General features: G+C 31.1%; 24 protein-coding genes. 9 read left to right on the forward strand and 15 right to left on the reverse strand.

Annotation, left to right across the window (positions count from 1 at the left end; genetic code table 11):
• Positions 1 to 2 precede the first annotated feature (2 nt).
• From QWY90_RS01790 to ahcY, 13 genes are all read right to left on the reverse strand, one after another.
• Positions 3 to 224, reverse strand: coding sequence for an acyl carrier protein (locus tag QWY90_RS01790; protein WP_290284108.1), 222 nt, complete (start codon positions 222 to 224; stop codon positions 3 to 5).
• A gap of 11 nt (positions 225 to 235) precedes the next feature.
• Positions 236 to 892, reverse strand: coding sequence for a PglD-related sugar-binding protein (locus QWY90_RS01795; protein ID WP_290284109.1), 657 nt, complete (start codon positions 890 to 892; stop codon positions 236 to 238).
• An 83-nt stretch (positions 893 to 975) separates the two neighbouring features.
• Positions 976 to 2,040, reverse strand: a complete 1,065-nt coding sequence (locus QWY90_RS01800) for a 3-oxoacyl-ACP synthase III family protein (RefSeq protein WP_290284110.1) — start codon at positions 2,038 to 2,040, stop codon at positions 976 to 978.
• Entirely contained in the window at positions 2,024 to 2,266 is a 243-nt protein-coding gene (locus tag QWY90_RS01805) for an acyl carrier protein (protein WP_290284111.1), read from the reverse strand. Before QWY90_RS01805 ends, QWY90_RS01800 begins: the two co-directional genes overlap by 17 nt.
• The gene (locus QWY90_RS01810; RefSeq protein WP_290284112.1) at positions 2,263 to 3,039 is read right to left on the reverse strand and encodes a GNAT family N-acetyltransferase; all 777 of its coding nucleotides are present in this window, start codon (positions 3,037 to 3,039) and stop codon (positions 2,263 to 2,265) included. The genes QWY90_RS01805 and QWY90_RS01810 overlap by 4 nt, the downstream gene beginning before the upstream one ends.
• 16 nt (positions 3,040 to 3,055) lie before the next feature.
• The gene (locus QWY90_RS01815; protein WP_290284113.1) at positions 3,056 to 4,570 is read right to left on the reverse strand and encodes an amino acid adenylation domain-containing protein; all 1,515 of its coding nucleotides are present in this window, start codon (positions 4,568 to 4,570) and stop codon (positions 3,056 to 3,058) included.
• Between the two features lie 356 nt (positions 4,571 to 4,926).
• Positions 4,927 to 6,069 (reverse strand): glycosyltransferase, encoded by a 1,143-nt coding sequence (locus QWY90_RS01820; RefSeq protein WP_290284114.1) that lies wholly within the window; start codon positions 6,067 to 6,069, stop codon positions 4,927 to 4,929.
• Positions 6,070 to 6,210: 141 nt separating this feature from the next.
• Positions 6,211 to 7,365: a glycosyltransferase family 4 protein gene (locus QWY90_RS01825; protein WP_290284115.1), complete on the reverse strand. Its 1,155-nt coding sequence runs from the start codon at positions 7,363 to 7,365 to the stop codon at positions 6,211 to 6,213.
• Between the two features lie 116 nt (positions 7,366 to 7,481).
• Positions 7,482 to 8,750, reverse strand: a complete 1,269-nt coding sequence (locus QWY90_RS01830) for an oligosaccharide flippase family protein (protein WP_290284116.1) — start codon at positions 8,748 to 8,750, stop codon at positions 7,482 to 7,484.
• Positions 8,731 to 10,101, reverse strand: a complete 1,371-nt coding sequence (locus tag QWY90_RS01835) for a hypothetical protein (protein WP_290284117.1) — start codon at positions 10,099 to 10,101, stop codon at positions 8,731 to 8,733. The genes QWY90_RS01830 and QWY90_RS01835 overlap by 20 nt, the downstream gene beginning before the upstream one ends.
• Positions 10,102 to 10,233: 132 nt before the next feature.
• Positions 10,234 to 11,301 (reverse strand): lipopolysaccharide biosynthesis protein, encoded by a 1,068-nt coding sequence (locus tag QWY90_RS01840; protein WP_290284118.1) that lies wholly within the window; start codon positions 11,299 to 11,301, stop codon positions 10,234 to 10,236.
• Positions 11,302 to 11,320: 19 nt separating this feature from the next.
• The gene (locus tag QWY90_RS01845) at positions 11,321 to 13,723 is read right to left on the reverse strand and encodes an SLBB domain-containing protein (RefSeq protein ID WP_290284119.1); all 2,403 of its coding nucleotides are present in this window, start codon (positions 13,721 to 13,723) and stop codon (positions 11,321 to 11,323) included.
• Positions 13,724 to 13,977: 254 nt separating this feature from the next.
• Positions 13,978 to 15,294, reverse strand: a complete 1,317-nt coding sequence (gene ahcY, locus QWY90_RS01850; RefSeq protein ID WP_290284120.1) for an adenosylhomocysteinase — start codon at positions 15,292 to 15,294, stop codon at positions 13,978 to 13,980.
• A gap of 127 nt (positions 15,295 to 15,421) precedes the next feature.
• On the opposite strand from ahcY, the gene QWY90_RS01855 reads away from it, so the two are divergent.
• The 6 genes from QWY90_RS01855 to QWY90_RS01880 all read left to right on the forward strand — a co-directional run bounded on the left by QWY90_RS01855 (position 15,422) and on the right by QWY90_RS01880 (position 21,752).
• Positions 15,422 to 16,051: a 4'-phosphopantetheinyl transferase family protein gene (locus QWY90_RS01855; protein ID WP_290284121.1), complete on the forward strand. Its 630-nt coding sequence runs from the start codon at positions 15,422 to 15,424 to the stop codon at positions 16,049 to 16,051.
• Positions 16,051 to 16,764, forward strand: coding sequence for a geranylgeranylglyceryl/heptaprenylglyceryl phosphate synthase (locus tag QWY90_RS01860; RefSeq protein WP_290284122.1), 714 nt, complete (start codon positions 16,051 to 16,053; stop codon positions 16,762 to 16,764). The genes QWY90_RS01855 and QWY90_RS01860 overlap by 1 nt, the downstream gene beginning before the upstream one ends.
• Complete coding sequence (pnuC, locus tag QWY90_RS01865; protein ID WP_290284123.1) at positions 16,764 to 17,381, forward strand: nicotinamide riboside transporter PnuC; 618 nt, start codon at positions 16,764 to 16,766, stop codon at positions 17,379 to 17,381. The genes QWY90_RS01860 and pnuC overlap by 1 nt, the downstream gene beginning before the upstream one ends.
• A complete protein-coding gene (locus QWY90_RS01870; RefSeq protein WP_290284124.1) occupies positions 17,348 to 18,949 on the forward strand; it encodes a DUF4301 family protein in 1,602 nt (533 codons plus the stop codon). The genes pnuC and QWY90_RS01870 overlap by 34 nt, the downstream gene beginning before the upstream one ends.
• The gene (gene arfB, locus QWY90_RS01875) at positions 18,939 to 19,340 is read left to right on the forward strand and encodes an alternative ribosome rescue aminoacyl-tRNA hydrolase ArfB (protein ID WP_290284125.1); all 402 of its coding nucleotides are present in this window, start codon (positions 18,939 to 18,941) and stop codon (positions 19,338 to 19,340) included. The genes QWY90_RS01870 and arfB overlap by 11 nt, the downstream gene beginning before the upstream one ends.
• Positions 19,341 to 19,568: 228 nt before the next feature.
• A complete protein-coding gene (locus tag QWY90_RS01880) occupies positions 19,569 to 21,752 on the forward strand; it encodes a TonB-dependent receptor (RefSeq protein ID WP_290284126.1) in 2,184 nt (727 codons plus the stop codon).
• On the opposite strand, the gene QWY90_RS01885 is transcribed toward QWY90_RS01880, so the two are convergent.
• The gene (locus QWY90_RS01885; RefSeq protein WP_290284127.1) at positions 21,749 to 22,183 is read right to left on the reverse strand and encodes a Rieske (2Fe-2S) protein; all 435 of its coding nucleotides are present in this window, start codon (positions 22,181 to 22,183) and stop codon (positions 21,749 to 21,751) included. The genes QWY90_RS01880 and QWY90_RS01885 overlap by 4 nt on opposite strands.
• A gap of 161 nt (positions 22,184 to 22,344) precedes the next feature.
• Here QWY90_RS01885 and greA point away from each other — a divergent pair, with 161 nt between their 5' ends.
• The 3 genes from greA to QWY90_RS01900 all read left to right on the forward strand — a co-directional run bounded on the left by greA (position 22,345) and on the right by QWY90_RS01900 (position 24,490).
• Complete coding sequence (gene greA, locus QWY90_RS01890) at positions 22,345 to 22,821, forward strand: transcription elongation factor GreA (RefSeq protein ID WP_290284128.1); 477 nt, start codon at positions 22,345 to 22,347, stop codon at positions 22,819 to 22,821.
• Positions 22,822 to 22,871: 50 nt separating this feature from the next.
• Complete coding sequence (locus QWY90_RS01895; RefSeq protein WP_290284129.1) at positions 22,872 to 23,261, forward strand: HIT family protein; 390 nt, start codon at positions 22,872 to 22,874, stop codon at positions 23,259 to 23,261.
• Between the two features lie 77 nt (positions 23,262 to 23,338).
• Positions 23,339 to 24,490: a transglutaminase domain-containing protein gene (locus tag QWY90_RS01900; protein WP_290284130.1), complete on the forward strand. Its 1,152-nt coding sequence runs from the start codon at positions 23,339 to 23,341 to the stop codon at positions 24,488 to 24,490.
• Here the strand turns inward: QWY90_RS01900 and QWY90_RS01905 are convergent, their stop codons facing one another.
• Entirely contained in the window at positions 24,491 to 25,639 is a 1,149-nt protein-coding gene (locus QWY90_RS01905; protein WP_290284131.1) for a sensor histidine kinase, read from the reverse strand.
• Positions 25,640 to 25,705: the final 66 nt, after the last annotated feature.

Below are 25,705 nucleotides of genomic sequence, written 5' to 3' on the forward strand. Positions count from 1 at the left end.
AATTATTTAGATTGTATTCTAACGTACAAATTTTCGAGAGTCAAACTTTCTTCAATATCTTTTCCAATTATCTGTTTTCCGTATTTTTCGTCTACCATAGCAATAAGCATAAGGCTAGTCATAGAATCCCATTCATCCAGGTTTTTATATTCTGTATTTTGATTTATTTCGCTAGTGTCAGTGTCTTCTAAAATTTCGTAAAAATTTTCAATAAATTCTTCCATGATAATTAAGTTTAAATTTGTATTTTTTTTGCAGGCATACCAAAATAGGTACAGTTATTTTTTATGTTTCTTAGAAGCATTGTATAAGACCAAATGTTATTATTATCTCCAATACTTTTGTTTTGTAAAATGGCAGAATTTAAACCGAATGTATTACCATTACCAATAGTTACATTTCCAGAAATAGAAACTCTAGGTGAAAAGGTGTTAAAATTACCTATTGAAGAGTCATGACCAATTCCTGTTCTGGCCCCAATAATATTAAAGTCACCTATAGTTACATTACCTGTGATACCTACAAAATCCATTATTATATTTCCTTGCCCCAATTTACTGTATTCTTCGTCAAATATTAATGTTTCATCCAGTAAATTTGGAAAATTAATTTTAATATTTTCTTTTAAAATAAGAGCAACAATAGTATTTCTTATTTGTGGATTATTGATTGTAACTAAGGCATCTCTTTCTATATCACCTTCATTTTTGCATTTAACTATAAAATCATTAACATTAGAAATAACATCAACATTTCTGATCTTAGAGCCAATTTTTTCTGAATTATCATCAATAATATAAATGTTATTCCATTTTTTTTTGTAAAATCTATCAATCAAAAACAAAACTTCCATTGTGAATCCACCTGCACCAATGATATACAAATCTTTCATCTGTTTACTATATATTTTTAAAGATTACATGCTGTTAATTATTCTCTCTGGCAATAAAAACGGTAGTATGCTCTTTTAATGATTTAATAATTTATTATTTTACAGAAATCCAATTTTTCTAATTTCCATTTGATAACGCTCCAGGTTAAACCAACTCCAAACCCGCCAAAACAAACTTTATACGAATCAGTTAATGCCTTTTCGCCAATGTTTTCGCAAACATTTAGTGGGACGGTAGTACTACTGCCGTTACCATATTTTTGACTAATATTATTAGGCATTTGTTCATAAGGAATATTCATTTTTTCAGCTAATTTCTCCAGCATAAATTTATTAGGCTGATGAAAAAGATAATAATCAAAATAAGATTTGTCAATTTTCAACGTGTCAAACATTTCCTGAATTATTTCCGGAACTTTAGTTTGGACAAAGTTAAACACTTCGTCACCTTTCATTACCAAGTGATCTAATGCGCGTAAATTTCCAGATTCATCTTTAGTCAACTCAGCTGTTTCCGGTGTAGATGGAAGCCTGAAACCACCGGCGGGAATCTGTAAACTTAATGCACTCGTTCCATCCATTTTAATAAACATATCTATTTCCTCATCATCAGATGAATTTTCTATGATTGTTATCGTAGCACCATCACCAACTAACGGACGACTATTTCTGTCTTTAATAGAAATTTTTTTACTTAAAACATCGGCATTCAGAAGCACTACTTTATTTATATTTCCTGTATTTAATAACATAAATGCTTGCATCAAGCCCACTTCAAATCCGGCACAACCCTGATTTATATCCATTGAAATCACATCTTGACTCAAAGCCAGTCTTCCTGAAATCACGTTGGATGTTGCAGGTAAAAAATAATCAGGAGACTGAGTACACAAAACAACAGCTCCTATAGCATCTTTATCAAGCAATTTATTGTCAAATAAATAATTCATTCCAAAAACACACAAATCAGAAACCGTAGTTTTATTGTCTACAATTCTTTGGGTTCCATAACCCATAATTTTTCCAAGTTTAACGCTTTGTTTTTCTGAAAAATTATAATTGTCTATTTCGTCCAAATAATGAATTTCATTACTTGGCAAAACAGAAAGTATTCCAGTTATTTTTTTGTTTTTAAACTTGAGATGCATCTTTTGAAAGTTGAATTAAATTGGCAATAGCCTCAATGCTTTTGAAATTTTCAGGAACAATTAAGGCACCACTAATTTTTACATCAAAAGCAGTTTCTAAATCAACTACAATACTTATGATGTCAAAAGAATCTAAATATCCGGCTTCCATGAAGTTAGCTATTGATTCATTAAATTCAAATTCGGGGCGTATCTCCGTTAATATTTCAATAATTTTTTCTTTCATGATTCTTTGTATAATATATAATTTTTTAATCCATCTTCTTTAAATCCAAGACGTTTGTGTGCAAGTATTGAATAGTCTAATTTTTGACTTATCCATGAAGTAATTCTTTCTATTTCTTGGTCAGATGTCAGAATTCGTTTCATTAATATATCACCATATTTTCTGCCTCTATAGTTTTGTAAAACTAACCAATATCTGTATACCAAAGTAACACCTTTTTTTTCAGCTATAAAAAAGGCAACTATTTGTCCATTGTCTTTGATTACAAATGTTGTTTTGGCTAAAGATTCTAATTCTTCTACAGAAGGAATTCTATCGCAATAAACATCAAAATTAGCTTCTAATAACTCTTTTATCTTTAAAAAATCCCCTGCGCATGGTGTTTCAACCATACTAAAATCAACATCTTGAACATCGATATCTATTTTATCCTTGTATAATCTAATAAACGTATCGTATAATTTGAATCCTCCTTTTTCTTGAAATGTTTGTACTATTGGTTCCCATTTTTCGTTTTGAGATTCACGTACGATAATTTCTGCTACCAACTTCTTTCCTTGAAAAAAACCCCAAGTAATTTTACTAATATCTTGAATATAAAAATATAATCGCCAAAAATCATACTGGCTTTTTTCAACAAAAAGCAATGCATGTGATTGTTTATCGATTAGCGTATTACTTTCTTCAAGTATACTTAAAGTATCTTCACTAGACCTATAAGAATTTGTGCATTTAATACCTTGTTGTATTTGCTCAAGATATTTTTCTTTCATAAGTGTATATTTCAATTTATAACATATTTTTTAGTTCCAATCGATTAATTTTTCCATTTGCATTCAAAGGAAATTGTTCGATATTAATCCATTTTGTTGGAATCATATATTTTGGTAAAGCAAGCATAAGTTCTTTTTTAATTTCAACCCCCGTTTTTTTGCTTTTAAAAAATGCTACAATTCTTTTTTGATTATCATCGTATAATACGCATGAATTGCCTACTTCTTCGATTCCTAAAATTGCCGTTTCTATTTCTCCTAATTCAATTCGGTAACCCATATGCTTAATTTGTGAATCTTTTCTACCAACAAAAATAATTTCATTCAAATCATTTTCATATACTAAATCACCTGTTTTATATACAATATCGGGATATAAATTATGTAACGGATTTTGAACAAAAGCTTCTTTAGTTTTTTCACTATTATTATAATAGCCATATGCCAATAATGAGCCTCTTACATGCAATTCACCCATTTCTCCTTTTTTTACTGGTTTGCCATCTTCTGCAAAGATGAGCGTTTGTGTGTTTTTGCAAGCTTTACCTATTGGTAATGATTCATCGTCTTTAAAAGTCCTGTTTACAATATAATAGGTAGCAATAACTGTAATTTCTGTTGGACCGTAAAGATTGGAATATAAAGCATTCGGATAATTATTTCTCCAATAGTTCAAATGTTTGTTGGGCATTGCTTCGCCACCAAATAATATTTTAGTTAATGATGTAGGTTTAATTACAGAAAAAGCATCAAAATTTGAAACATTATTCAAAACAGAAGGCACCCAGAAAATTAGATTTATATTTTTTTCGTTTACATATTCAATTAATTTGATGGGAAACGCAAAATGTTCTTCGGGAATAATGTGAAGTGTTGCCCCGGTAAAGACCATTAAATAAATATCTAAGACAGACATGTCGAAATATAACGGGACTTGATTGCCAATTATAGCTTTATCAGTTATATCATAAGTTGATATTCCCCATTCAATAAAATCGATAACCCCTCTGTGAGAAATTAGAACCCCTTTTGGATCTCCTGTAGAACCTGATGTAAAAATGGAATAAATTGGATCTAAATCGATAATTGAATTCGATATTTGCTCTAATTTTGTAATCGCATCTTCTGATATTGGATTACTAACAACGTCTTCAATACAAATAATATTTCCTTGATAACCTAAGTTAATCAAATTTTCTTTGTGCTCATAATTTGTTATTATCCAAGATGAATTTAGGGTTTCAATAATTTTCAAAATGCGTTCGCCGGGAGACTTTATATCTAGAGGAATATAAAAATTCCCACTTTTAAAAATCCCGATAAATGAGGCTACAGACCATCTGTTTTTTGGTAAATAAACCGCAATTGGTTGTCTTGAATCTTTTGTTTTTGAAACTATTTCTAATGCAATTTGGTCAGAAATTTTATTTAATTCAGAGAACGACATTGTAGCTTGATTATCATCAATTGCTACTTTATTCGGGAAACCGGATACTGTATTTTTAAAATATTCAGTTAAATTATTATTCATTGTTCACTTAATTTATAAAATTCAGTATTAGTAAAATTAATCTAATTTTTAATGTTGTAGTGATAATAAAACTATACACTTAATCTTTAGTAGCTATAACCGTCATTATTACAAGCTTTTCAAATAAAATTTGACATAATTTATAATCTTAGGAGGTAAAATAAAAATTACACTTTTACAATTTTGTTGAGGTTATGTTAAGGTATAGAAGATATTTTTTTGCATAATTACTCAATTAATTTATTTTTTAAGCAACGATAAAGCACTAATGATAAAAAACGGGGTGTTTTTTTGAATCTTCTATTAAAACGGAATTAATATTGAATAAATACAAAAAGGCTTGTAAAAACAGTTTTCTATACATTAAACATTTTTAAATAAAATTCTAACCATTTTTCAGAGATGGTTTTTGATGAAAAATTCTCCAATACATACTCTCTTCCTCCTTTACCTAATGATACAACAAGATTTTTATCATTAAATAATTTCTCCATAGCAAGATATAGAGAATCAACGTCTGCTACTTTATGTCTTATGCCTGTTTTGTTTTCAATAATGCTTTCCATAAGGCCATAAGTATCGCTACATATTATTGGTTTTTCCAATAACGAAGCTTCTATTACACTTAAACCAAAACCCTCTCTATAGCTAGGCATGCAATATATATCACAAGCTTGTATTAAGCGCTCAGGTGTTGGAGTAACACCATAAAATATAACGGACTCAATATCTTTTACTTTTTGTTTTACGATAGGCGTCATATTCTCTTCATCACCTCCAACTAGCAATAGACGAACATTTTCATATTTTTTACGTAAACTATTAAAAGCTTCAGCTAATTCATTTATACCCTTCTCGGAATTCATTCGCCCTAAAAACATATAGACCACTTCATTTTCTTTTATGCCTAATTCATTCCTTACTTCCTTTTTTACAATGGCATTTGGAACAAACCTATTTGTATCTACCCCGCTAATAGAACCTTTCCCTAAAACAAAAGAATTAGATTCTTCAACTATTTTATTTTTAATTAAAAATTGTCTTTGAGATTGCCCATCTACCAAAATATGAGTTGAATTCCAAACTATAAAACGATCCATAAACATTAATAAATGTTTAGAAACACTTTTTTTTGTATGCCAAACCTGACCTGTAAAAATATGAATACGATTAGGAACACCTGCCAAACGTGAGGCTAAAATGCCCAATAAACCAGCTTTTGGTGTTACAGTGTGTACTGCATCAAACTTCATTTTTTTGAAATAAGAACATAAATGTAATAAAGAACGTAAATCATTTATTAAAGTTATGCCTCTTATTATATTTACATTCTTTATTTCTTTTATTGGAGTATCCTTAAAATAAATCATTTCTTCCTCTAGAACATTAGCAACCAAGTAAACGTCAAAATAAATGCTTAATTCTTCGATATGATTCTTAAGAAATACCCTTGCTGTGCCTACGTAAGGAACCACAAAACAGATTTTTTTTCTTTTCATAATTATAATGATTAATTTTTTATTTTAACTTAATTTGTAAAAGTATTCTAATACTGTAATTATAAAAATTCTTTACTAAATGTTAGATTTCTAGTTATTTATATTATAGTTTACCTTATTTCTTTTTTAATTCTTATTAATTTAATATTTTTCTAGCTTTTGATATTCTTCTAATATAGCCTCCCAAATTATTTTTTGTTCATATCTCGAAGTTATTAACACACGCGAATTATTTGCTGCTTTGCCAACTTCTTTTGGATTTTCTATACAATATTTCATTTTATTATAAATCGCTTCTTCATCTTTTACCGGAATAATCCAACCGTTTTCACCTTCTTTAATAATTTCGTTACATCCATTAATATTACTTACAATACTTGGTAATCCCATAGCGCCAGCTTCCATTACTACATTAGGAAAACCTTCACGATGACTTGGAAACACTAAGACGTTAGCAATTGCAAAATAGGGTCTAACATCTTGTTGAAGACCAAGATTAATAATATTATTATTACTTTCAATTTCTTTTATTGTCTTTTTTTGTAAAGGATCTAAATGGGATTCTAATGGGCCAACTAATACTAACTTTATTAAATCAACTTCTTTGTTTAGTCTTTTGAAGGCCTTAATCATTTCGTTTATTCCTTTATCCGAAACTAATCTTCCTATAAAAATAAAAACCAAGTCGTTTTTATCAATACCTAAATTACTTTTCAATTCGTTATTTTTATTTTCAGGAAATAATGAAGGATCAAAATGCTTAATATTAACACCATTTGAGCTACCGTTTGCAAGAACTTTTAATTTTGAAGAACTACAAAAATTATGTTCTAATATTATTTCTTTTAAACCAAAAGAATTTGGAAACACTTCTGTAGCACATGTGTAAGTAACCTTTTCAACTAAATTTAATACTTTTCTTTTATTCCCATTTGCTAATAACAAGGGTAATCCCCCAACTGTATGCAATCTATGAGGCACACCGGCAAATTTTGCGGCTATCATACCTAAAATCCCAGCTTTTGGTGTATGCGTGTGCACTATTAAAGGTTTTTCTTTTTTTAATAAAAAATATAATTGAATTAAAGCTTTTAAATCTTTAAAAGGAGAAATAGTTCTTTCCATATTTAAAGGGACAACTCTCACACCTTCATGTATTTTCACTTCATTTAACATTTGCCCCTCTGACGAAACTGCAATAACGTCATATTTATCACTCATAAATTTAAGTTGTCCACTTAATATTCCTCTTAAAGAATCGGGTACAGTAGTTATTCGAATAAGTTTTTTGGGCATTTGGGATAAATTAGATTTCTTAAATGATTTAGAAAACAACAAATAATTAATTTAAAAGGACTTTGGAAACATTTAAAAACTTCGTAATAGGTTCAATGTTTTTATGTTTTCAAATGTTAAACTAATGATTTTTTTCTTTCATAAAAATAATTAATAATAATGAATAATGTTAATAAGATTAAACTAATATAATTTGAAAACAGAAAGCATTTTGAAAGCAGTAAAGCATTCCCTTCAAATTTTAATTTTATATAAAAACTAAAGAGTCCTATTGTTAAACCTTCTCTTAAGAATCTAAAGAAAAGATAACTCCATCTTTTCTGAATAGAAATTAAATATTGAAGCAAGACCAAACTAGAACAGAAGGGTAAAATCCCTAAAATTAAATTTATAAAAACTTTGTTCAAATTTTCTTCAAAATAACCTCCAAACAATGAAAAAATAGGTTTCGAAAAAACATAAAATACGAAACCAACTATTCCCGACAATATCAAATTTAAAAAAACTGTTTTTAACAAAAACTTTTCTTTGTTACTTGAAATTGATATGTAAGACAATACAATGTTATTTAGTAAATTAGGTATAAAAACAATAAACATAACCATGCGCATTGCTATATTATATAACCCTAAATCCTCAAAATTAGCATTCTTAATTAAAATTATTGAAGTATAAAAAGCGGTAAGAGTAACAAGTAATTCGCCAATACCTATAGGAAAAGAAAAGATATATAGTTGTTTTAAATCATTCTTTATGTGACTCACTCCTCGGTTTTCGAAAGAACGACCTTCTTTAAAATAAATGTAAAAAAACTGTATAAGATAATGAACTAAAAAAGCTAAAAAAACACCTATAATTCCAAATTTAAATCCAAAAAAATAGGATAGTGGGACATAAAACAGTGCTGAAATAATGACTGACTTAAAATAAGTTTTTAAAGATTTAATTCCAATAAAATAACTTTCAATAAAAGTTAAAATTAAATTTATTAAAAGTGTTGAAGCAAAAATTAAGAGAAAAAACAGGTTATAAGAAAAATCATAGTCTTTCAATAATTTATCTCTAAAAAAAATACTTCCTAAAAAAAACACTATAACAATTAATATAACAAACTTAATAACACTTAAAAGCTTATTTAAACCATCATTTTTATTAATTGCTGAAAAGTAAATTAAAGATTTATCGCCTCCGAATAAAATAAAAATAATTATAACATCGTATGCTTGTTTTATGAATGCATATTTTCCAAATAGATTTGGACCAAAAATACGAGCTAATAATATAGTGACAATTAAAAAAGCCGCTTTTTGAATGAAATTAGCAGCAAGTGATAAAATTCCATCTCCGTATTTGCTTGTAATATTTTTAAATAATTTTACTGCCATCCCAAATAGATTTTTTATTTTGTTTAATACTTTCAATTAGAACAACGACCATTATTAAAGCTGGATATATTTTTGCTCTATGCCTCATTGCGGTTCCTGAATTTTCTGTTCCTAAGGCGAAACCTAATGAAACGGTTAAAAATAAAATAAGAAATATTTTGGGAAATATTCTAAAATTAGTTGTTACAATTTTTCTACTCCTTATGATTTTGTAAATTAAAAAATAATAAAAAGAGCTATCTATTAAAATTGCAATGATATCACCAAGACCTCTTACATCATATGGCATTGGAGAAAGGATAAAATAAATTAATTTTAATGGTACAAAAGTTATGAAATCAACCGCAGAATTCATTTTGTAACCTTTTAAATAAGTAGATCCTCCTTCTTCTATACCGCTATTAGATTGATATTTTTCAATCAAACTTTGATTATTCTCATCGGTCTGTAAAATAGAAAATTTTCCATTTAAAATGGATGAATCATTAGCAATTACTGCGAATGACATACCGAACAATAAAAAAAATAAACTTAATCTCTTTAAAGAATAATTAAATCTATTTTTCTTTACGTCTAAAAATAAAAATATATAAACATAAACCAGCAAGCTAATTATCATCCCTGAGTGAAACAGTGAGGATAACAAAACAAAAATGATAGATTTAAACATATTAACTCTATCATTTGTCATTACCCATTTTGTAAAAAAATAGATGCTGTAAATAAAAAAGAACTGTATAAGTCCTTCTCTCAATAAGATTGAAGAAAATATTATATTTTGAGGATATAAACCATAAATAGCTAAAAAAAACAACTTTTTAGAATCTTTAAAACTAAATAAATCAAGAATTTTGTATAAAACAAAAATTGACCACGTACCTAAAATTACATTAATAAATTGTGAAAAGAGTCTTTGATCCCCAATAATCCAATATAAAATTCCCAGAAAATCTGTATATCTTGTATATGTAATTTCATTCATTAAACTCAAATCTTTTGAAATAAGCATGCCCCATATATAAAATCTTTCAGTGTCACCGCCACTATGTAAAATACTAACTATCGCTTTTCCATAGTAATCTATGTATAATAAAAATACTCTAAGAAGGAAAAAAATAAATATTAGAAATTTGGCTATATCATTTTTAATACTTAGAAAGATAAATAAAAGAATTAGTAATGAGTTAAAAGCAACGAGTATGTTTGATATTAATTCATTGTTAATAAATGATTTAAATAAAAAAGAAGTAAACAAACTACAAAAAAGTATAATTAAAAAAAATTTTTCAGTTAATTTTAGATTTATCATTCTTATTTTAAATAACGTTTTTTCATATACTTTAAACTCCACATTTTTTCCAATACAAAGTATTGGGAATTGGTTTCAGTAGGAATAATGTTAATCCTTAATTATACTTTAATTGTTATGCTTTTTGCAAAACCTTGAATGCTTTTATTGCCTGAGAAAAATTTGAAGATGTAATTATTCTAATATTTGTTTAAAAATGTTTTTTAACACTATAAAAAGCAATGATAGAAATAAAGCGATAAGACTTCCCAAAATTACTCCTGACATTATTCCCACTTTATCTTTCTTTAATGGTAAAATAGGACTGTCTATTACTTGAATTAAAGGGGTCTCTTTGCGAAGAGCCACTTTAGCTAGTTCTGTTTGTTTTACTAATTCGGTTAAAATAACAGTATTTGCTTGAACATCTACTTGTCTTCTAGAAGTTGAGGCCCTTTTTATATTTAAAGCAGGGTTCAAATTGAAAGTATTATCAACGGAAACTGCAACTCCTGTGATGGCACTATTCAATTCACCACGAATGGAGTCTGTTTGCTTCATTAAAATACTCACATTTTCACGAGCCTTTTTGCTTTTATAATCAATATAAAAATCAGAAACTTGCTTTGCTAAAGCTTCCGTAAAATATTTAGCAAACAGTTCATTTGTAGATTTTGCATTAATATAGATAATTCCATTTTTTTTATCTTTTTGAGATACAGTTAAATCGGTTTTGGAAAGATCTTCATAAATAATACCCAAAATACTATCATTCACTCGTGTGAAGCCGGAGCGATTAGAATTTGGCAAAAATTGAATCGATTTCAATTGTGGATTTTCATTCCAAATTTTGCGCCAACCCTTATTTTGAATATACATTTCAGCCAGCGATATTTTTTTCTTTTCAAAAAGTACGGGTGTTAATAATGTTCTTTCAACCATATTCCTGGACATGAATAGCTCGGGCAAATTAGAACTCGAAAAAGCTCCTCCATTGCCTCCTCCAACCAAATCAATTCCGAATGGACTGTCAATGCTTAAAGAATTCATTCCACCAGAACTTTTGTCTTCCAAAGCAAAAGATAAAGATGCGCTATATTCGGGTTGTTTAATTGAAGAATAGGCCAAGCCTAAAATTGCACCAACCAGCATAGCTTTGTAAACGGTTTTACGTCTGGAAACTATATATTCCCAAAACCCTTTTCCTCGTATTACTATTTCTTTAATGGATAGTTCTTCGTCTGTATTTGGATTAATTTCCATATTCTTTTTGTGGTAAAAATTATTTAAAAGCTGTTACAAAAATCAACGACAGACTTGCTAAGATACTTCCTATACTTATAAATTCTACGGTAGAAAGCTTTCTGCGTTCAGGTTTTTGCGGAACAATAATCTGTGAGTCTGGTTTGACTTTTGGATTGAATCGCAAAAACAAAAACGATTTTGAAACCGCTGCTTCACCATTAGGATAAATAATATAGGACTTGCGCTGCCATCCTTGATTATCTACTCCGCCTACCGCATTGATATAATATCCAAATCCTTTACTTTTATCATATGGAATCTCGGAAGTTAAAAGCACATTTCCAGCTACTTTCACACCTTCTCTAAAAGTACTCACTTCTATTATGTCACCTGGAAATAGAGTAACGTTGGTATTGCTCTCTTGATTTTTTTCTACTTCTTTCCAGTTCACTGGAATGGTGGCATATTTTAAATCAAGTGCCAATTTATTAATTACTCTATTTTGAATACTATCTTTTTTATCTAGTTTTAAATTAATATTCTTAATTTTCTCAATCTGTTTGGTGTCTATAGGTCTTCTTATTTTTACACCGTCAATATTGGCTAATGATGTTAATCCACCTGCCCTTTGAATTACATCATATATTTTATCTTTTTTGTTTGCTAAAACGTAATTTCCAGCATAATTAACCGCTCCGCTTACGGTAACCATCTCGGGTTTTTCATAGACAGCAACTTTACGAATGTTAATCACATCAAAAGGTTGCAATGCAAAGTTTTTTGCTTGTTCGTTATTGGATGCAGAAATTTCTATGTTAATTAATTCTACCTTCTTCGGGTTCGTGTCATCTATCTCTTCTGATTTTATCATCCTTGCCACTTCCACACGTTTTGATGCCGAACCAGTCAAACCTCCTGCTTGAATCAATAAATCATTTAATGTTAGATTTTCAAAATAATGATAAACTCCTGGATTACTAATTTCACCATCAATAGTTACATTATAGTCTTCTTTAAATTCTAAAATAGAATAAACTGTAACTCTGTCTTCTTTTTTCAAAAGGATATTAGCTTCGGCATCTCCATTAATTGCTTTTGCAAGATCGACATTAACAATTTCAGAAGTCAAATCAGGTTTAACTCTAATAATTGCAGCTCTATTTGTATAGGCATCTTCTTTTAAACCATCGGCTTTAGAAACCAAGTCTAAAATACGCATTCCTTCATTAAATGAGTAAGTATCGGGTCTAAAAACCGCACCATCAATACTAATTCTATTCTCAAAACGATTCAGAATTTTAGAAACTTTAAACACATCGCCAGATTTGGGAATGTAATTTTTAAATTCGGAAGATTTAATATCTTTAACTTTAAACTCTTTGTCCGTTTTTTGGATTACATTAACAGATGCTTTGTAAGCCAAATCGTTAAATCCGGATGCAAATCTTAATAAATCGTCAAAAGTCTCTCCATCCTTCATTTCAAAAATCCCCGGACGTTTAACCTCTCCTTCTAAAATAACGCGCAGTTTGTATGCCGGAATTCGAATCACATCATTATCTTTTAATCCCAAATTGTCTTCTTGGCTTCCATTGACCAAAAAGTTATAAATATCTACAATTTTTATGACCTTATTATTTCGCAATAACTCAATGTTTCTATATGTTTCATTATTACCTGGTCCACCGCCTAAAAAAAGAGCGTTATAAACTGTTGCCAAAGACGAAATAGAATAATTACCAGGTTGCTTGCTACCAATTAATGTTATTTTAATGGTTCTAATACGACTCAAACTGATTCCAACCTGAGATTGTCCTGATGCTACAGTTGAATATACTTTGGCAATAGCGCTTTTAATTTTTGTAGTTGCCGCTTCAAAGGTCATGCCCGAAACCGAAAACTGTCCCACGTTTTGAATGCTCACCTTACCTTCAACACTCACCACAACAGTTGCATTATATTCCTGAACACCAAAAACACTCACTTGAAGTTCATCGCCAGGTCCTAAAACATAATTTACAGGACTTGCAATTTTTAAATTTGGCTCAAAATTAAGTGTTGGGTTATCAAACAATTGTGACCCAAAAATCAACGAGTTCTGATTGTCTTTCTCCTTTATGTTTACAACGGCTTCTTGTTTACGATCAGTGTCAGTGCCAGTTGTTGTTTCATTGACCTTAACAGTTGAAGCTCCTAAACGTAATTTTAGTTTAATAAACTCAGCGGCTGTCATCCCTTTGCTCAAGACCATAGGCATAACTTGCTCTATAGTTTGTTTGTTTGCTATAAGTTGAGACTTAATTTCAGCAATATCGTTTTCACTAAGATTATCTACTTTAATAGTACTCAAATCGGTACTTTTCATTATGTCCTGAGATTGCATCTTTACTGACTGAAAAAGAGCAAACATCAATAAAAAAAGAGGGATTATTTTTTTCATAAAGCACAACATTATTCTATTGTTTAGGACAATTCCTAATACTTTAGTAATTAGTATAAATTTATATTTATCAACAGTTTAGCATTATTTTTTAATACTACTATTTTTCATTAGGTTACAAACATACAATAAATGTAAATAAATTTTCGATTAATCAATATAAAAAAACTCAACAAACGCTGTAAACAGTAAACAAAAAACCCTCACATTTCTGCAAGGGTTTTGTCTTTATACTTAATACTAAAATTTTAATACTAGTATCTGTAATACTCCGGTTTAAATGGCCCTTGAACTTCAACACCAATATATTCCGCTTGGTCAGTTCTTAAAGTTTCCAATTCAACGCCTAATTTTGCAAGATGTAACATCGCTACTTTTTCATCTAAATGTTTTGGTAACATATAAACGTCATTGTTATAAGCCGCACTGTTTTTCCACAATTCGATTTGCGCTAACGTTTGGTTTGTAAATGAATTACTCATTACAAAACTTGGGTGACCTGTAGCACAACCTAAGTTTACCAAACGACCTTCAGCTAAGATGATGATATCTTTTCCTGCAATAGTATATTTGTCTACTTGTGGTTTGATTTCTACTTTAGAAGCACCGTGGTTTTTGTTTAACCAAGCCATATCAATTTCGTTATCAAAATGACCAATATTACAAACGATAGTTTTGTCTTTCATTTTTTCGAAATGAGAACCTAAAACGATGTCTTTATTTCCGGTTGTTGTAATGATGATATCAGCATTTTCAACTACAGTATTTAATTTTTTAACTTCAAAACCGTCCATAGCCGCTTGCAAAGCACAGATTGGATCAATTTCGGTAACGGTTACAATAGAACCAGCACCACGGAAAGAAGCCGCAGTTCCTTTTCCAACATCACCATATCCGCAAACAACTACTCTTTTTCCGGCTAACATAATATCAGTTGCTCTACGAACAGCATCAACAGCTGATTCTTTACAACCGTATTTGTTGTCAAATTTCGATTTAGTAACCGAATCATTAACATTGATGGCAGGCATTGGTAAAGTTCCGGCTTTAACTCTTTCGTAAAGTCTGTGAACACCTGTTGTAGTTTCTTCAGATAATCCTTTGATGCCAGCAACCAATTCAGGGAAACGGTCGATAACCATGTTTGTCAAATCTCCACCATCATCTAAAATCATGTTCAATGGTTTTCTGTCTTCACCAAAGAATAAAGTTTGCTCAATACACCAGTCAAATGATTCTTCATCAAGACCTTTCCAAGCATAAACCTGAATTCCGGCAGCAGCAATGGCAGCAGCAGCCTGATCCTGAGTAGAGAAAATGTTACAAGATGACCAAGTAACTTCAGCTCCAAGAGCAATCAAAGTTTCAATTAAAACAGCCGTTTGAATAGTCATGTGTAAACAACCAGCAATACGAGCTCCTTTTAGAGGTTGTTCGTTTTTGTATTCAGCTCTAAGAGCCATTAATCCTGGCATTTCGGCTTCTGCCAATTCAATTTCTTTTCTTCCCCAAGCTGCAAGTGAAATATCTTTCACTTTAAAAGCTACATAAGGTAATGTTTGTGTACTCATCTATTATGTATATTTGTTTTTTTAATTTCGGTGCAAAATTACAACATAGGTTTTGATTTTAATAATTTATTTTTAAAATTATCAATTGTTTAACCGTATAATGTTTTGAAAAACAGTAAAATACTAAATGCCAATACTAAAATCCATAGCTTTAAACGATTACACGCAACTGTTGGTTTGGAAAATAACCGAGACATTTGACGAGTTGTTTAGCAGTGTTGCCTTGAAGGACGTTTCATTAGCCCGTGTTGAAAACATGAAAGCCGAAGGACATCAAAAAGGTTTTCTAAGTGTTAGACGATTATTGATGGAAGCAGGTTATACCGATTTTGATTTGTACTATGATGAGTTTGGAAAGCCCCACTTAAAAGATGACAGACACATCTCGATTTCACATTCACATGACTATTCGGTGATTGTTGTAAGCGATGTAAACATTGGTGCCGATTTAGAAATACTAAAAGACAAAACCTTAAAACTAGCACCACGTTACATGGATATTTCGCATCTTGAAAATCTTAGTCAAGAGGACAAATTGATAAAAGCAACAGTGATTTGGGGAATTAAAGAAGCAGTTTTTAAAGTTAAAAATGTAATTGGAATCAGTTTTAAAGACCACATTTTTGAAAACGATTTTGATTTAAGCGATAAAAATTGTACCGTTGAATTGCGAGTTGATAATAGCGTTGAATATCTTGATATACTTTTTGATTTCATTGAAAACTATGTTTTTGTTTGTGCCTTTGAGAAGAAATAATGAGAAAAATCTACAATCAAATACTTGATTCAAAATCAAAGAACCAGAAACTTTTAGCCATTCTTCTTGATCCCGATAAATTGGATTTGGGTTCAATGGATGCATTAATATCAAAAATCAATCAATCACCAGCCACGCATATTTTTGTAGGCGGAAGTTCTTTTGAAGGCCTTCATCTAGACGATATTATTCAACGATTAAAAGAAAAGACCGAATTACCTATTGTGCTTTTCCCAGGAAATCCATCTCAGATTTCAGCTGAAGCCGATGGAATTTTATTCTTAATGTTACTTTCGGGAAGAAATCCGGATTATTTGGTTGAACATCAAATTAACTCGGTTCCAATTCTAGAAAAGACAAACTTAGAAATCATTTCCACGGGTTATATTTTAATAGAAAGTGGTGCAGAAACTGCCGTAGAACGGGTAAGTCAAACCAAGCCTTTATCTAAAACTAATATCGATTATATTGCTCAAACCGCAAAGGCAGGCGAATTAATCGGGAACAAAATAATTTATCTCGAAGCGGGCAGCGGAGCGCAAAATGCAGTTCCTTTAGAAATTATAAAAAAGGTTTCAGAGCGGATTTCGATTCCGTTAATAGTAGGAGGTGGTATTCGTTCTAAAAAACAAATTGAGAAAGCATACAATGCAGGAGCAGATTTGGTTGTTATTGGAACAGCGTTTGAAAACGATATAAACTTTTTTGACTAATGTTTGAATTCCTCTTTAATCAATATAGAGACTATCCAACCTACGAAATTGTATTGGAAGTAACCGCAATACTATTTGGATTGTTGAGTGTATGGTATGCGAAGAAAGATAATATTTTGGTCTTCCCAACAGGAATAATCAATACGGCCATTTATACGTATTTGCTTTGGAAGTGGTCGTTGCTTGGTGATATGATGATTAATTTTTACTATGTTTTGATGAGCATTTATGGCTGGTATCATTGGACTCGAAAGAAAGAGAATGTAGTTGAATTCCCGATTTCGAGAATGAATACTTACGAAAAGAAAGTTTCAATAGTGCTTTTCATCGGAACTATAGTTTTCGTCATTGCCGTATACACTTTTTTTGATAAATTTACCCACTGGACATCATACGTTGATACATTGGTCACCGGAATTTTCTTTGTTGGAATGTGGTTGATGGCCAGACGAAAAATAGAGAATTGGATTTTATGGATAATTGGTGATATCATATCCATTCCAATGTATTTTGTCAAAGGCTATTCGTTTACGAGTATTCAGTATTTAATTTTTACAATAATTGCCATTTTTGGTTATTTAGAATGGAAGAGAACTTTACAACAAAAGATAATTTAATAAATAAATACGGTTTTACCGAAGCAGATTTTGAACAAATCAATGCTTTGGGTATTTCATTGGATAAAATCGAAGGTGAGCTTTTGTTGTTTAAATCAGGAATTCCAAAGATTACACTAGAGAAACCTGCAACAGTAAACGATGGAATTGTAAAATTATCAGTCGAAGAGTTTCAAAAATATGCAAGTTTTTTTGATGCTAAAAAGGATCAGTTGAAACTAAAAAAGTTTGTCCCGGCTTCAGGAGCAGCTAGTAGGATGTTTAAATTTTTAAGTGAATTTTTAAATGATTTTGACTATGAGAATGAAACTATAAATGCTTATATCAACCGGAAAAAAGACAAAAATCTACCAATATTTTTAGCTGGAATTGAAAAATTTCCATTTTTCGAAACTATAAAATCAAAGGTAAAAGAAATTCATGGTAATTACTATTCTTTAGAAAGCCATGAAAAAAGTTATCATTTCATAAAAACAATGATGTCGCAAGACTATTTTGATTTTGCGAATAAACCAAAAGGGGTTTTAGATTTTCATAAATACGAAACAGAAATTACTACTCCAGCCGAGGAACATTTAAATGAATGTGCCTTTTATGCCAGTGCCAATTCGGTTTCGCATCTTCATTTTACTGTTTCGCATCATCACGAAGATTTATTTCAAAATATAATTGGTAGAGTTAAACATAAAGTTGAAGAGAAGTCTCAAACCACGCTTCACGTTGCTTATTCCCATCAGGACAAAAGCACAGACACGATTGCAGTTACCCCAAACAATGAGCCATTTCGCAATGAAAATGGGCAGCTTATTTTTCGTCCTGGCGGCCATGGTGCTTTAATCAATAATTTGAATAATCTTGAAGCTGATGTGATTTTTATTAAAAATATTGATAATGTAATTCAGAACCATATTAAGGAAATCACTTTGTATAAAAAAGGATTAGCAGGTGTATTACTCAATCTGCAAGAACAAATTTTCAAAATTATTAAAGCTGTTGAAAATAATGAAATGGACGAAAGACATATTCCAGATATTATTGATTTCATGGAAAAAAAATTGAATATTGATGTTCTGGAAGATTTTTACAAATATACTGTTGAGAATAAATTAGAGTTCATAAAAAGCAAATTAAACCGACCAATTAGAGTATGCGGAATGGTAAAAAATGAAGGAGAACCTGGTGGCGGACCATTTTGGGTAAGAAGTTATAAAGGCAATGTTTCATTGCAAATTGTTGAAAGTTCGCAGGTTGACACTCATAATACTGAACAAGCAAAAATTTTGACAAAAGCCACCCATTTTAATCCGGTGGATTTGGTCTGTGCTACCAAAAACTATTATGGTGAAAAATTTGATTTAACCCAATTTGTTGATACAAGTACTGGTTTTATTGTTCATAAAAATAACAAAGGGAAAGACCTAAAAGGTTACGAATTGCCAGGACTTTGGAATGGTGCCATGGCAAAATGGATAACGGTTTTTGTAGAAGTTCCGTTGGTTACTTTTAATCCGGTAAAAACAGTAAACGATTTGCTAAAACCGGCACATCAACCTCAAAATGGAAACTGAAAAAATCATAACAGAACTTAATTTTAAAGCCATTAGAAGTTCTGGAGCTGGCGGACAAAATGTAAATAAAGTTTCTTCCAAAGTTGTGCTGACATTTGATTTGAATGCTTCTCAGGCATTAAATGAAGAAGAGAAAGTATTAATTGCAACAAAATTGGCTACGAAATTAACATCCGAAAACCTACTCATTTTAAATTGTGATGAAGACAGAAGTCAACTCAAAAACAAAACAATCGTGACAAAGCGGTTTTTGGGATTAATCGAAAAAGCTTTGATTATTCCTAAAAAACGAAAGCTAACCAAAGTTCCAAAATCAGTAGTTGAAAAACGATTAAAAGATAAATCAACTATTTCCGAAATAAAACAAAATCGCAAAAAACCAGAGTTGTAAAATCTAATAGTCTAAAAACCTAAAAATCTAAAAATCTTTTTTTACTTTTGTCCTGTCTCAAAAGGGGTGCTCTAAATAACGAGCTGAGATTATACCCAATGAACTTAGAACAGGTAATGCTGTTTAAGGAAAAGTGACAGCTAAAAGAACATGCTTTTTGTCACAGGAAACACATATTAATTTTTAACAAAGAATAATTACCTCTTTTTATTCGTAAAGTATTTACGGATGGAAAATTTATTCAAAAACCTATGCGCCTTTTCGCCTTTGCGAGAGAAAACAATACTCTTCGTAACAGTATTAGTTACTTTTTTAAGTTTTTCACAAGAAAGACCCAAAGACACTATCAAAGTTAATCAACTTGATGAGGTTTTGGTGTCGGCAGTTCGCGCTAACAAAAAAAATCCGGTTACGTTTACCAATGTAACCAAAGAAGAAATTGCTCCGCGAAATCTGGGGCAAGACATTCCAATTTTATTAAACTATTTACCTTCGGTTGTCACAACTACTGATGCCGGAAATGGCGTTGGCTACACTTACATGCGAGTTCGTGGCGCTGATGGTTCGAGAATTAATGTAACGCTGAACGGTGTTCCGTTTAATGACAGCGAAAGTCAGGGAACTTATTTTGTCGATTTACCTGATTTTGCAAGCTCATTAGAAAGTATTCAACTGCAACGTGGCGTTGGAACTTCAACTAATGGTGCCGGAGCTTTTGGGGCGAGTTTAAATATGCAAACCAAATCATTTCAAGAAAATGCTTACGCGGAAATCTCAAATTCAGGTGGAAGTTTCGGCACCAGAAAACACACTTTAGCTTTCGGAACCGGTTTGCACGATAATCTGGAAATCAATGGAAGAATTTCACAAATAGCTTCCGATGGCTATATTGATAGGGCTTCTACTAAGATGTTCGGTTATTTTTTCAATATCAATTATATAAAAAAATCGACCTCATTACAGTTTCTTGCCTTTGGCGGAAAAGAAAAAACCTACCAAGCCTGGAACGGATTGGAAGATCCTTATCTGTTAGAAAATGACAGAACATATAATTCAGTCGGAATGTATACTGATGAATATGGGAATACCAAATTCTATGACAATGAAACCGATAATTATTGGCAACATCATTTTCAGTTGCATTGGTTTGAAAGATGGTCTGAAAAATGGACCTCCAACATGGCACTTCATTATACTTTAGGGAAAGGCTATTACGAGCAATATAGAGAAGATGCAACATTGGGCGATTATAATCTGCCAGATTTTCAAGGAAATGCAACAGCTGATTTAGTCAGACAGAAATGGTTGGATAACGACTTTTTTGGAACAACATTTTCGCTGAATTATAAAAAAAATAAAACCGATTTTTTGTTTGGTGGTGCAGCAAATCGATACTTAGGAAAGCATTTTGGAGAAGTAATTTGGACGCAGTTTTATGTTCCGGCATCCAATCTTTATTATAATGATTTCGGAAATAAAGACGATGTAAATTTCTACGCTAAAGCATCGCAAACATTCGGAAAAATAAACTTATTTGCCGATTTGCAATACCGAATGGTTTTTTACAAAGCAACCGGTGAATCATTTTCTGATGTAAATGACACGTTTCGTTTTTTCAATCCGAAAGTCGGAGCAAATTATCAATTGAATTCCAAAAATGTGATTTATGTTTATGCCGGAATTGCTAACAAAGAACCAAGACGCGATGATTACGAAAACGGAAGCACAAAGCCAGAGCGTCTGTTCGATTATGAATTAGGATGGAAATACAATGCTAAAAAGGTAACGGTAAACACCAATGCTTTTTATATGCAGTACAAAGATCAGTTGGTTTTAACAGGTGCGTTAAACGATGTTGGTTCACCAATTTTCACCAATAGCGGGAAAAGTTATCGTTACGGAATCGAAATAGAATCAACAATCAAAGTAATTAATAAGCTTACTTTTCAGCCGAATATTACTTTAAGTCAGAATAAGAATAAAGATTTTTACTTTCAGCGTGATGGTGTTTTGCAGAATTTGGGAAATACAAACATTGCATTTTCTCCGGATATTGTTTTTGGAAACAGTACAACTTATTCTCCTATAAAAAACCTAAATCTTACTTTGTTAAACAAATTTGTTGGAAAACAATTTATGGGGAATATTGATTCACAAACTTCAGTTTTGAAAGCTTACAATGTTCATGATTTGAATGTGACTTATTTATGGACTATCAATAAAGGAGTAAAATCGATTCTCTTTTCAGGATTAGTTAATAATCTATTCGATTTTAAATACGAGTCAAATGGCTATTTCTACAATTATGATGATGATTTTTCAACGCCTGGAGTTATAACAACTATCGAAGGCGTAGGATATTATCCGCAGGCAGGAATTAATTTTTTGGCAGGAGCAACGCTGAAATTTTAATTTGTAATGATAAGGTTTCCACCGCTGATTTCTACGCGATAAGGTTTCAGCGGATAGTTTTGACCGGCACTTTGCCCTGTGTACAAGCTATATCCATTTTCGGCTGTATTGCATTGACATTTTGCTTCTATAGCACCTGAAGATGATATGCTCAAAGGTAAAGAGCATAGGTTAAAAGCCTGGTTTGGACAAGCTAAATCGAAAGCATTATAACCGCTTCCGGTATTGAAAATCACAATTCCTCTAACGCCTTGTGAATAATCTTTAACATTATAACCTGGAAATTGAAGATTACTGTATTGAGGTAAACTCATATTAATTTGTAAATTGACAGGATAGTTTGGAATATTTGGATTGTTATAATTAATACTTCCGGCATCGCAGCCAAAGATAAAAGGGAAGAACACCAATAGAATTAAAATCTTTTTCATATTATTTTTTTAAAATACTATAGCGAAACAAATTTAAATTAATTAACTTTGACAAGCGTTATAAAAACGTCAACAATTTTTAAATAACATTAAAATTATATCTTTGCAAAAAGAAATCCCGTTGCGATGGGATTTTTTCTATTTATATAAAAGAGGAAACCATGAGTACAGTATCATATTACACAGCAGAAGGATTAAAGAAATTGAGAGAAGAATTAGATCAATTAAAAAGTATAGAAAGACCAAAAGCTTCACAAGCTATTGCAGAAGCAAGAGACAAAGGTGATTTGTCTGAAAATGCAGAATACGATGCAGCCAAAGAAGCACAAGGAATGCTTGAAATGAGAATTGCTAAATTAGAAGAAGTACATTCAAACGCACGATTGATAGACGAAACACATCTTGATGTTTCCAAAGTGTTGGTTTTATCAAATGTGAAAATCAAAAACCAAGCTAATGGAATGGAGTTGAAATATACTTTAGTAGCCGAAAGCGAAGCCGATTTAAAAACCGGAAAAATTTCTGTTACTTCACCAATTGGCAAAGGATTATTAGGAAAATCAGTTGGACAGGTTGCAGAAATTACGGTTCCAAATGGTAAACTAAACTTTGAAGTTTTAGAGATTTCTCGCGATTAACATTTGTCACACTGAGCCCAGTCGAAGTGCCATTTAAATAAATTAAAACCATGTCTAGCATTTTCACCAAAATAGTTAACGGAGAAATACCTTGTTATAAAATAGCTGAGGATGAGAATTATTTGGCTTTTTTAGATGTAAATCCAAATGCAAAAGGACACACGCTTTGCATTCCTAAACAAGAAATCAATAAGATTTTTGATATGGATGAAGCTTTGTATTTGGGCTTAATGAAGTTTTCAAGAAAAGTAGCCAAAGCGCTTGAAAAAACGGTTGAATGCAAACGTATTGGTTTGGCAGTTGTTGGACTTGAAGTGCCACACACTCACGTACATCTAATTCCGCTACACGATATGGACGACATGCGTTTTCAAAGAAAAGTATCGTTATCTAAAGAAGAATTTGAGCAATTGGCTTCCGACATTCGTGCTAATTTGTAGCCTTAATTTCATTTCAAAAACAATAATAACCTGCTGATTTTAATAGTTTAGCAGGTTTTTTAATACTTAATAAGTTTATGAGAATTATATTGGTATTTACTATGGTGTTGTTGTTCCAATTTGGGTTTGGCCAGACTTCTGTAAATTATTCTTATGTTGACAACAAAATGGCAACTATTCCTGAAAATTTGACTACAACTACATCCCAAATAGCGGATTACATTAATTCTAATTTCACCAGTCAGGACGAAAAAATGAGAGCCGTTTACTATTGGATAACATCAAATATAAGTTATGATGTTCCTAATATGTATGAACCAAATAATCTGGATTCTCCACAGGTAAAAATTGCCAATACATTAAAGACTAGAAAAGGAGTTTGCATTCATTATGCTGAAGTTTTTAATGACATTGCTAATAAAGTCGGTGTCAAAAGCTATATCATAAGTGGCTATACAAAACAGTTTGACCAAGTCGCAAGTATTTCGCACGCATGGAATGTATCTCAAATTGACGGAAAATGGTTGTTGTTTGATGCAACCTGGGGAGCAGGATTTATTGACGGTAAAAAATTCACAAAAAAGCAAAACACCACTTATTTTAAAAGAAGTCCGGACCGAATGATTGTTAATCACATGCCGTTTGATTATTTATGGCAACTTCTAAATGAGCCATTGACTAATAATGAATTTATAAGCGGAAAATCGGATACTGTAAAGCCTAAAATGAATTTTGATTATAATGCAGAAATTGAAAAATACGAAAAACTTTCTGATGCAGACAAAGCATTCGAAGCATCTAAAAGAATAGAAAAAAATGGCCTTTTAAACAACTTGATTTCGGATTATTACAATTTAAAAAAGAAAGAGTTCACGGTTTTAATCCAAAATAAAAGTGTAGAAAAATTGATCGCAATTACGGCAGATTTTAATGCTGCAATCAGTGATTTGAATGACTTTATTATGTTCAGAAATAAAAGATTTAAGCCGACACAATCTGACGAAACATTGAAAAGAATGATGCAGGATATAAGAGACAAGATGAATAAATGTAAGGATGATGTGTACAATGTTGGTTCTGTAAGCCCAGAAAATGCATCCAATTTGAACAGTTTGAAAAGAGCTATTTTGGCTGGAATGGAAAAAACTAAAGAAAGCGAAGATTTCCTAAAAGAGTATTTAAGTAAAGGCTTATTAGGAAGAAAAATGATGTTCACTAACTTGAAATAATCATCCCTTTTTAAAAGAAACTTGCATTGTTGTTCCCTTTCCAATTTCAGAATGCAAGACTTTTATTTTTCCTTTGTGGTACTCTTCTACGATACGTTTTGTTAAAGACAGACCTAAACCCCAACCGCGTTTTTTCGTAGTAAAGCCGGGTTCAAAGACTCTTTTAAATTGGTTTTTTGGAATACCATTTCCAGTGTCAGAAACTAAGATTTTAACCAAATTATTTTCGTTTTCAATCACCACCGAAATTTTGCCTTTGCCCTTCATTGCATCGATAGCGTTTTTGACTAAATTTTCAACTGTCCAACTGTGAAGTGCAGGATTGAGAGAAACCATAATAGGTTTTTTAGGCGCTTTAAAGGAAAATTCCACTTGCTTTGAAAACCTCGATTTTAGATAATCAAAAGATTGTTCTGTTTCTGCAATGATATTCATACGTTCCAAAATAGGTTCAGAGCCAATTTTTGAAAATCTATCGGTGATGGTTTGCAATCGGTTGATGTCTTTTTCAATTTCGGTAATGGTTGTTTCATCAACATTATCGGCTTTCATTATTTCCAACCAACCAATTAAGGAAGATAATGGTGTGCCAATTTGATGTGCCGTTTCTTTCGCCATTCCGGCCCAAAGTTTGTTTTGGGTTGCCATTTTTGTACTGCGGTAAAAGTTATAAACCAAAGCGCCAAAAAGAAAAATAATTAGCAACAAAGCAATAGGGTAATATTTTAATTTATTGAGTAACGAAGAATTCCCATAGTATAAATGCTGCACTTGTCCAGGCCCAATTTTTATAACAATGGGATCGTTTTGTTTTTTTAATTTGTCCAAAAAATCAGCTAGTTTAGCTTTATCCTTTACAATATTTTCATCAATATTTGTAGTGTTGATAATGGCATTATTTTCGGTTAATATTATTGGAATTGTTTTGTTATTACTCATTACTTGTCTCGGAAGTTCTACATCGTCTTCCAATGGGTCGGCGTTGAGTAAGGTTTTTAGACTCTCTGCCCAAACTTCCATCTTGACACGCTCATCGTTTTTAAAGATTTGAAAAAATGAATAGGTATTCCATAATATTAAAATCACAATGACAAAGGAAGCCATGATGATAATCCAACGGGTAAGGTTTCTTTTTTCAGAAAACTGCATTGATAAATTTTTTATAAATATAATTAAAAGTATTAAAGATTAAACTTATTACATTTGTAAAAAAAT

Source organism: Flavobacterium paronense (assembly GCF_030409795.1).
GTDB lineage: Bacteria > Bacteroidota > Bacteroidia > Flavobacteriales > Flavobacteriaceae > Flavobacterium > Flavobacterium paronense.

Coding starts and splice junctions, on each gene's coding strand:
- ahcY (WP_290284120.1), bottom strand. CDS start 15,294: ATGAGTACACAAACATTACCTTATGTAGCTTTTAAAGTGAAAGATATT.
- QWY90_RS01805 (WP_290284111.1), bottom strand. CDS start 2,266: ATGAAAGAAAAAATTATTGAAATATTAACGGAGATACGCCCCGAATTT.
- QWY90_RS01860 (WP_290284122.1), top strand. CDS start 16,051: ATGAGAAAAATCTACAATCAAATACTTGATTCAAAATCAAAGAACCAG.
- QWY90_RS01830 (WP_290284116.1), bottom strand. CDS start 8,750: ATGGCAGTAAAATTATTTAAAAATATTACAAGCAAATACGGAGATGGA.
- QWY90_RS01800 (WP_290284110.1), bottom strand. CDS start 2,040: ATGCATCTCAAGTTTAAAAACAAAAAAATAACTGGAATACTTTCTGTT.
- arfB (WP_290284125.1), top strand. CDS start 18,939: ATGGAAACTGAAAAAATCATAACAGAACTTAATTTTAAAGCCATTAGA.
- QWY90_RS01825 (WP_290284115.1), bottom strand. CDS start 7,365: ATGCCCAAAAAACTTATTCGAATAACTACTGTACCCGATTCTTTAAGA.
- QWY90_RS01880 (WP_290284126.1), top strand. CDS start 19,569: ATGGAAAATTTATTCAAAAACCTATGCGCCTTTTCGCCTTTGCGAGAG.
- QWY90_RS01895 (WP_290284129.1), top strand. CDS start 22,872: ATGTCTAGCATTTTCACCAAAATAGTTAACGGAGAAATACCTTGTTAT.
- QWY90_RS01815 (WP_290284113.1), bottom strand. CDS start 4,570: ATGAATAATAATTTAACTGAATATTTTAAAAATACAGTATCCGGTTTC.
- QWY90_RS01870 (WP_290284124.1), top strand. CDS start 17,348: ATGGAAGAGAACTTTACAACAAAAGATAATTTAATAAATAAATACGGT.
- QWY90_RS01795 (WP_290284109.1), bottom strand. CDS start 892: ATGAAAGATTTGTATATCATTGGTGCAGGTGGATTCACAATGGAAGTT.
- QWY90_RS01820 (WP_290284114.1), bottom strand. CDS start 6,069: ATGAAAAGAAAAAAAATCTGTTTTGTGGTTCCTTACGTAGGCACAGCA.
- QWY90_RS01810 (WP_290284112.1), bottom strand. CDS start 3,039: ATGAAAGAAAAATATCTTGAGCAAATACAACAAGGTATTAAATGCACA.
- QWY90_RS01855 (WP_290284121.1), top strand. CDS start 15,422: ATGCCAATACTAAAATCCATAGCTTTAAACGATTACACGCAACTGTTG.
- QWY90_RS01885 (WP_290284127.1), bottom strand. CDS start 22,183: ATGAAAAAGATTTTAATTCTATTGGTGTTCTTCCCTTTTATCTTTGGC.
- QWY90_RS01900 (WP_290284130.1), top strand. CDS start 23,339: ATGAGAATTATATTGGTATTTACTATGGTGTTGTTGTTCCAATTTGGG.
- QWY90_RS01840 (WP_290284118.1), bottom strand. CDS start 11,301: ATGGAAATTAATCCAAATACAGACGAAGAACTATCCATTAAAGAAATA.
- QWY90_RS01905 (WP_290284131.1), bottom strand. CDS start 25,639: ATGCAGTTTTCTGAAAAAAGAAACCTTACCCGTTGGATTATCATCATG.
- greA (WP_290284128.1), top strand. CDS start 22,345: ATGAGTACAGTATCATATTACACAGCAGAAGGATTAAAGAAATTGAGA.
- QWY90_RS01845 (WP_290284119.1), bottom strand. CDS start 13,723: ATGAAAAAAATAATCCCTCTTTTTTTATTGATGTTTGCTCTTTTTCAG.
- QWY90_RS01790 (WP_290284108.1), bottom strand. CDS start 224: ATGGAAGAATTTATTGAAAATTTTTACGAAATTTTAGAAGACACTGAC.
- pnuC (WP_290284123.1), top strand. CDS start 16,764: ATGTTTGAATTCCTCTTTAATCAATATAGAGACTATCCAACCTACGAA.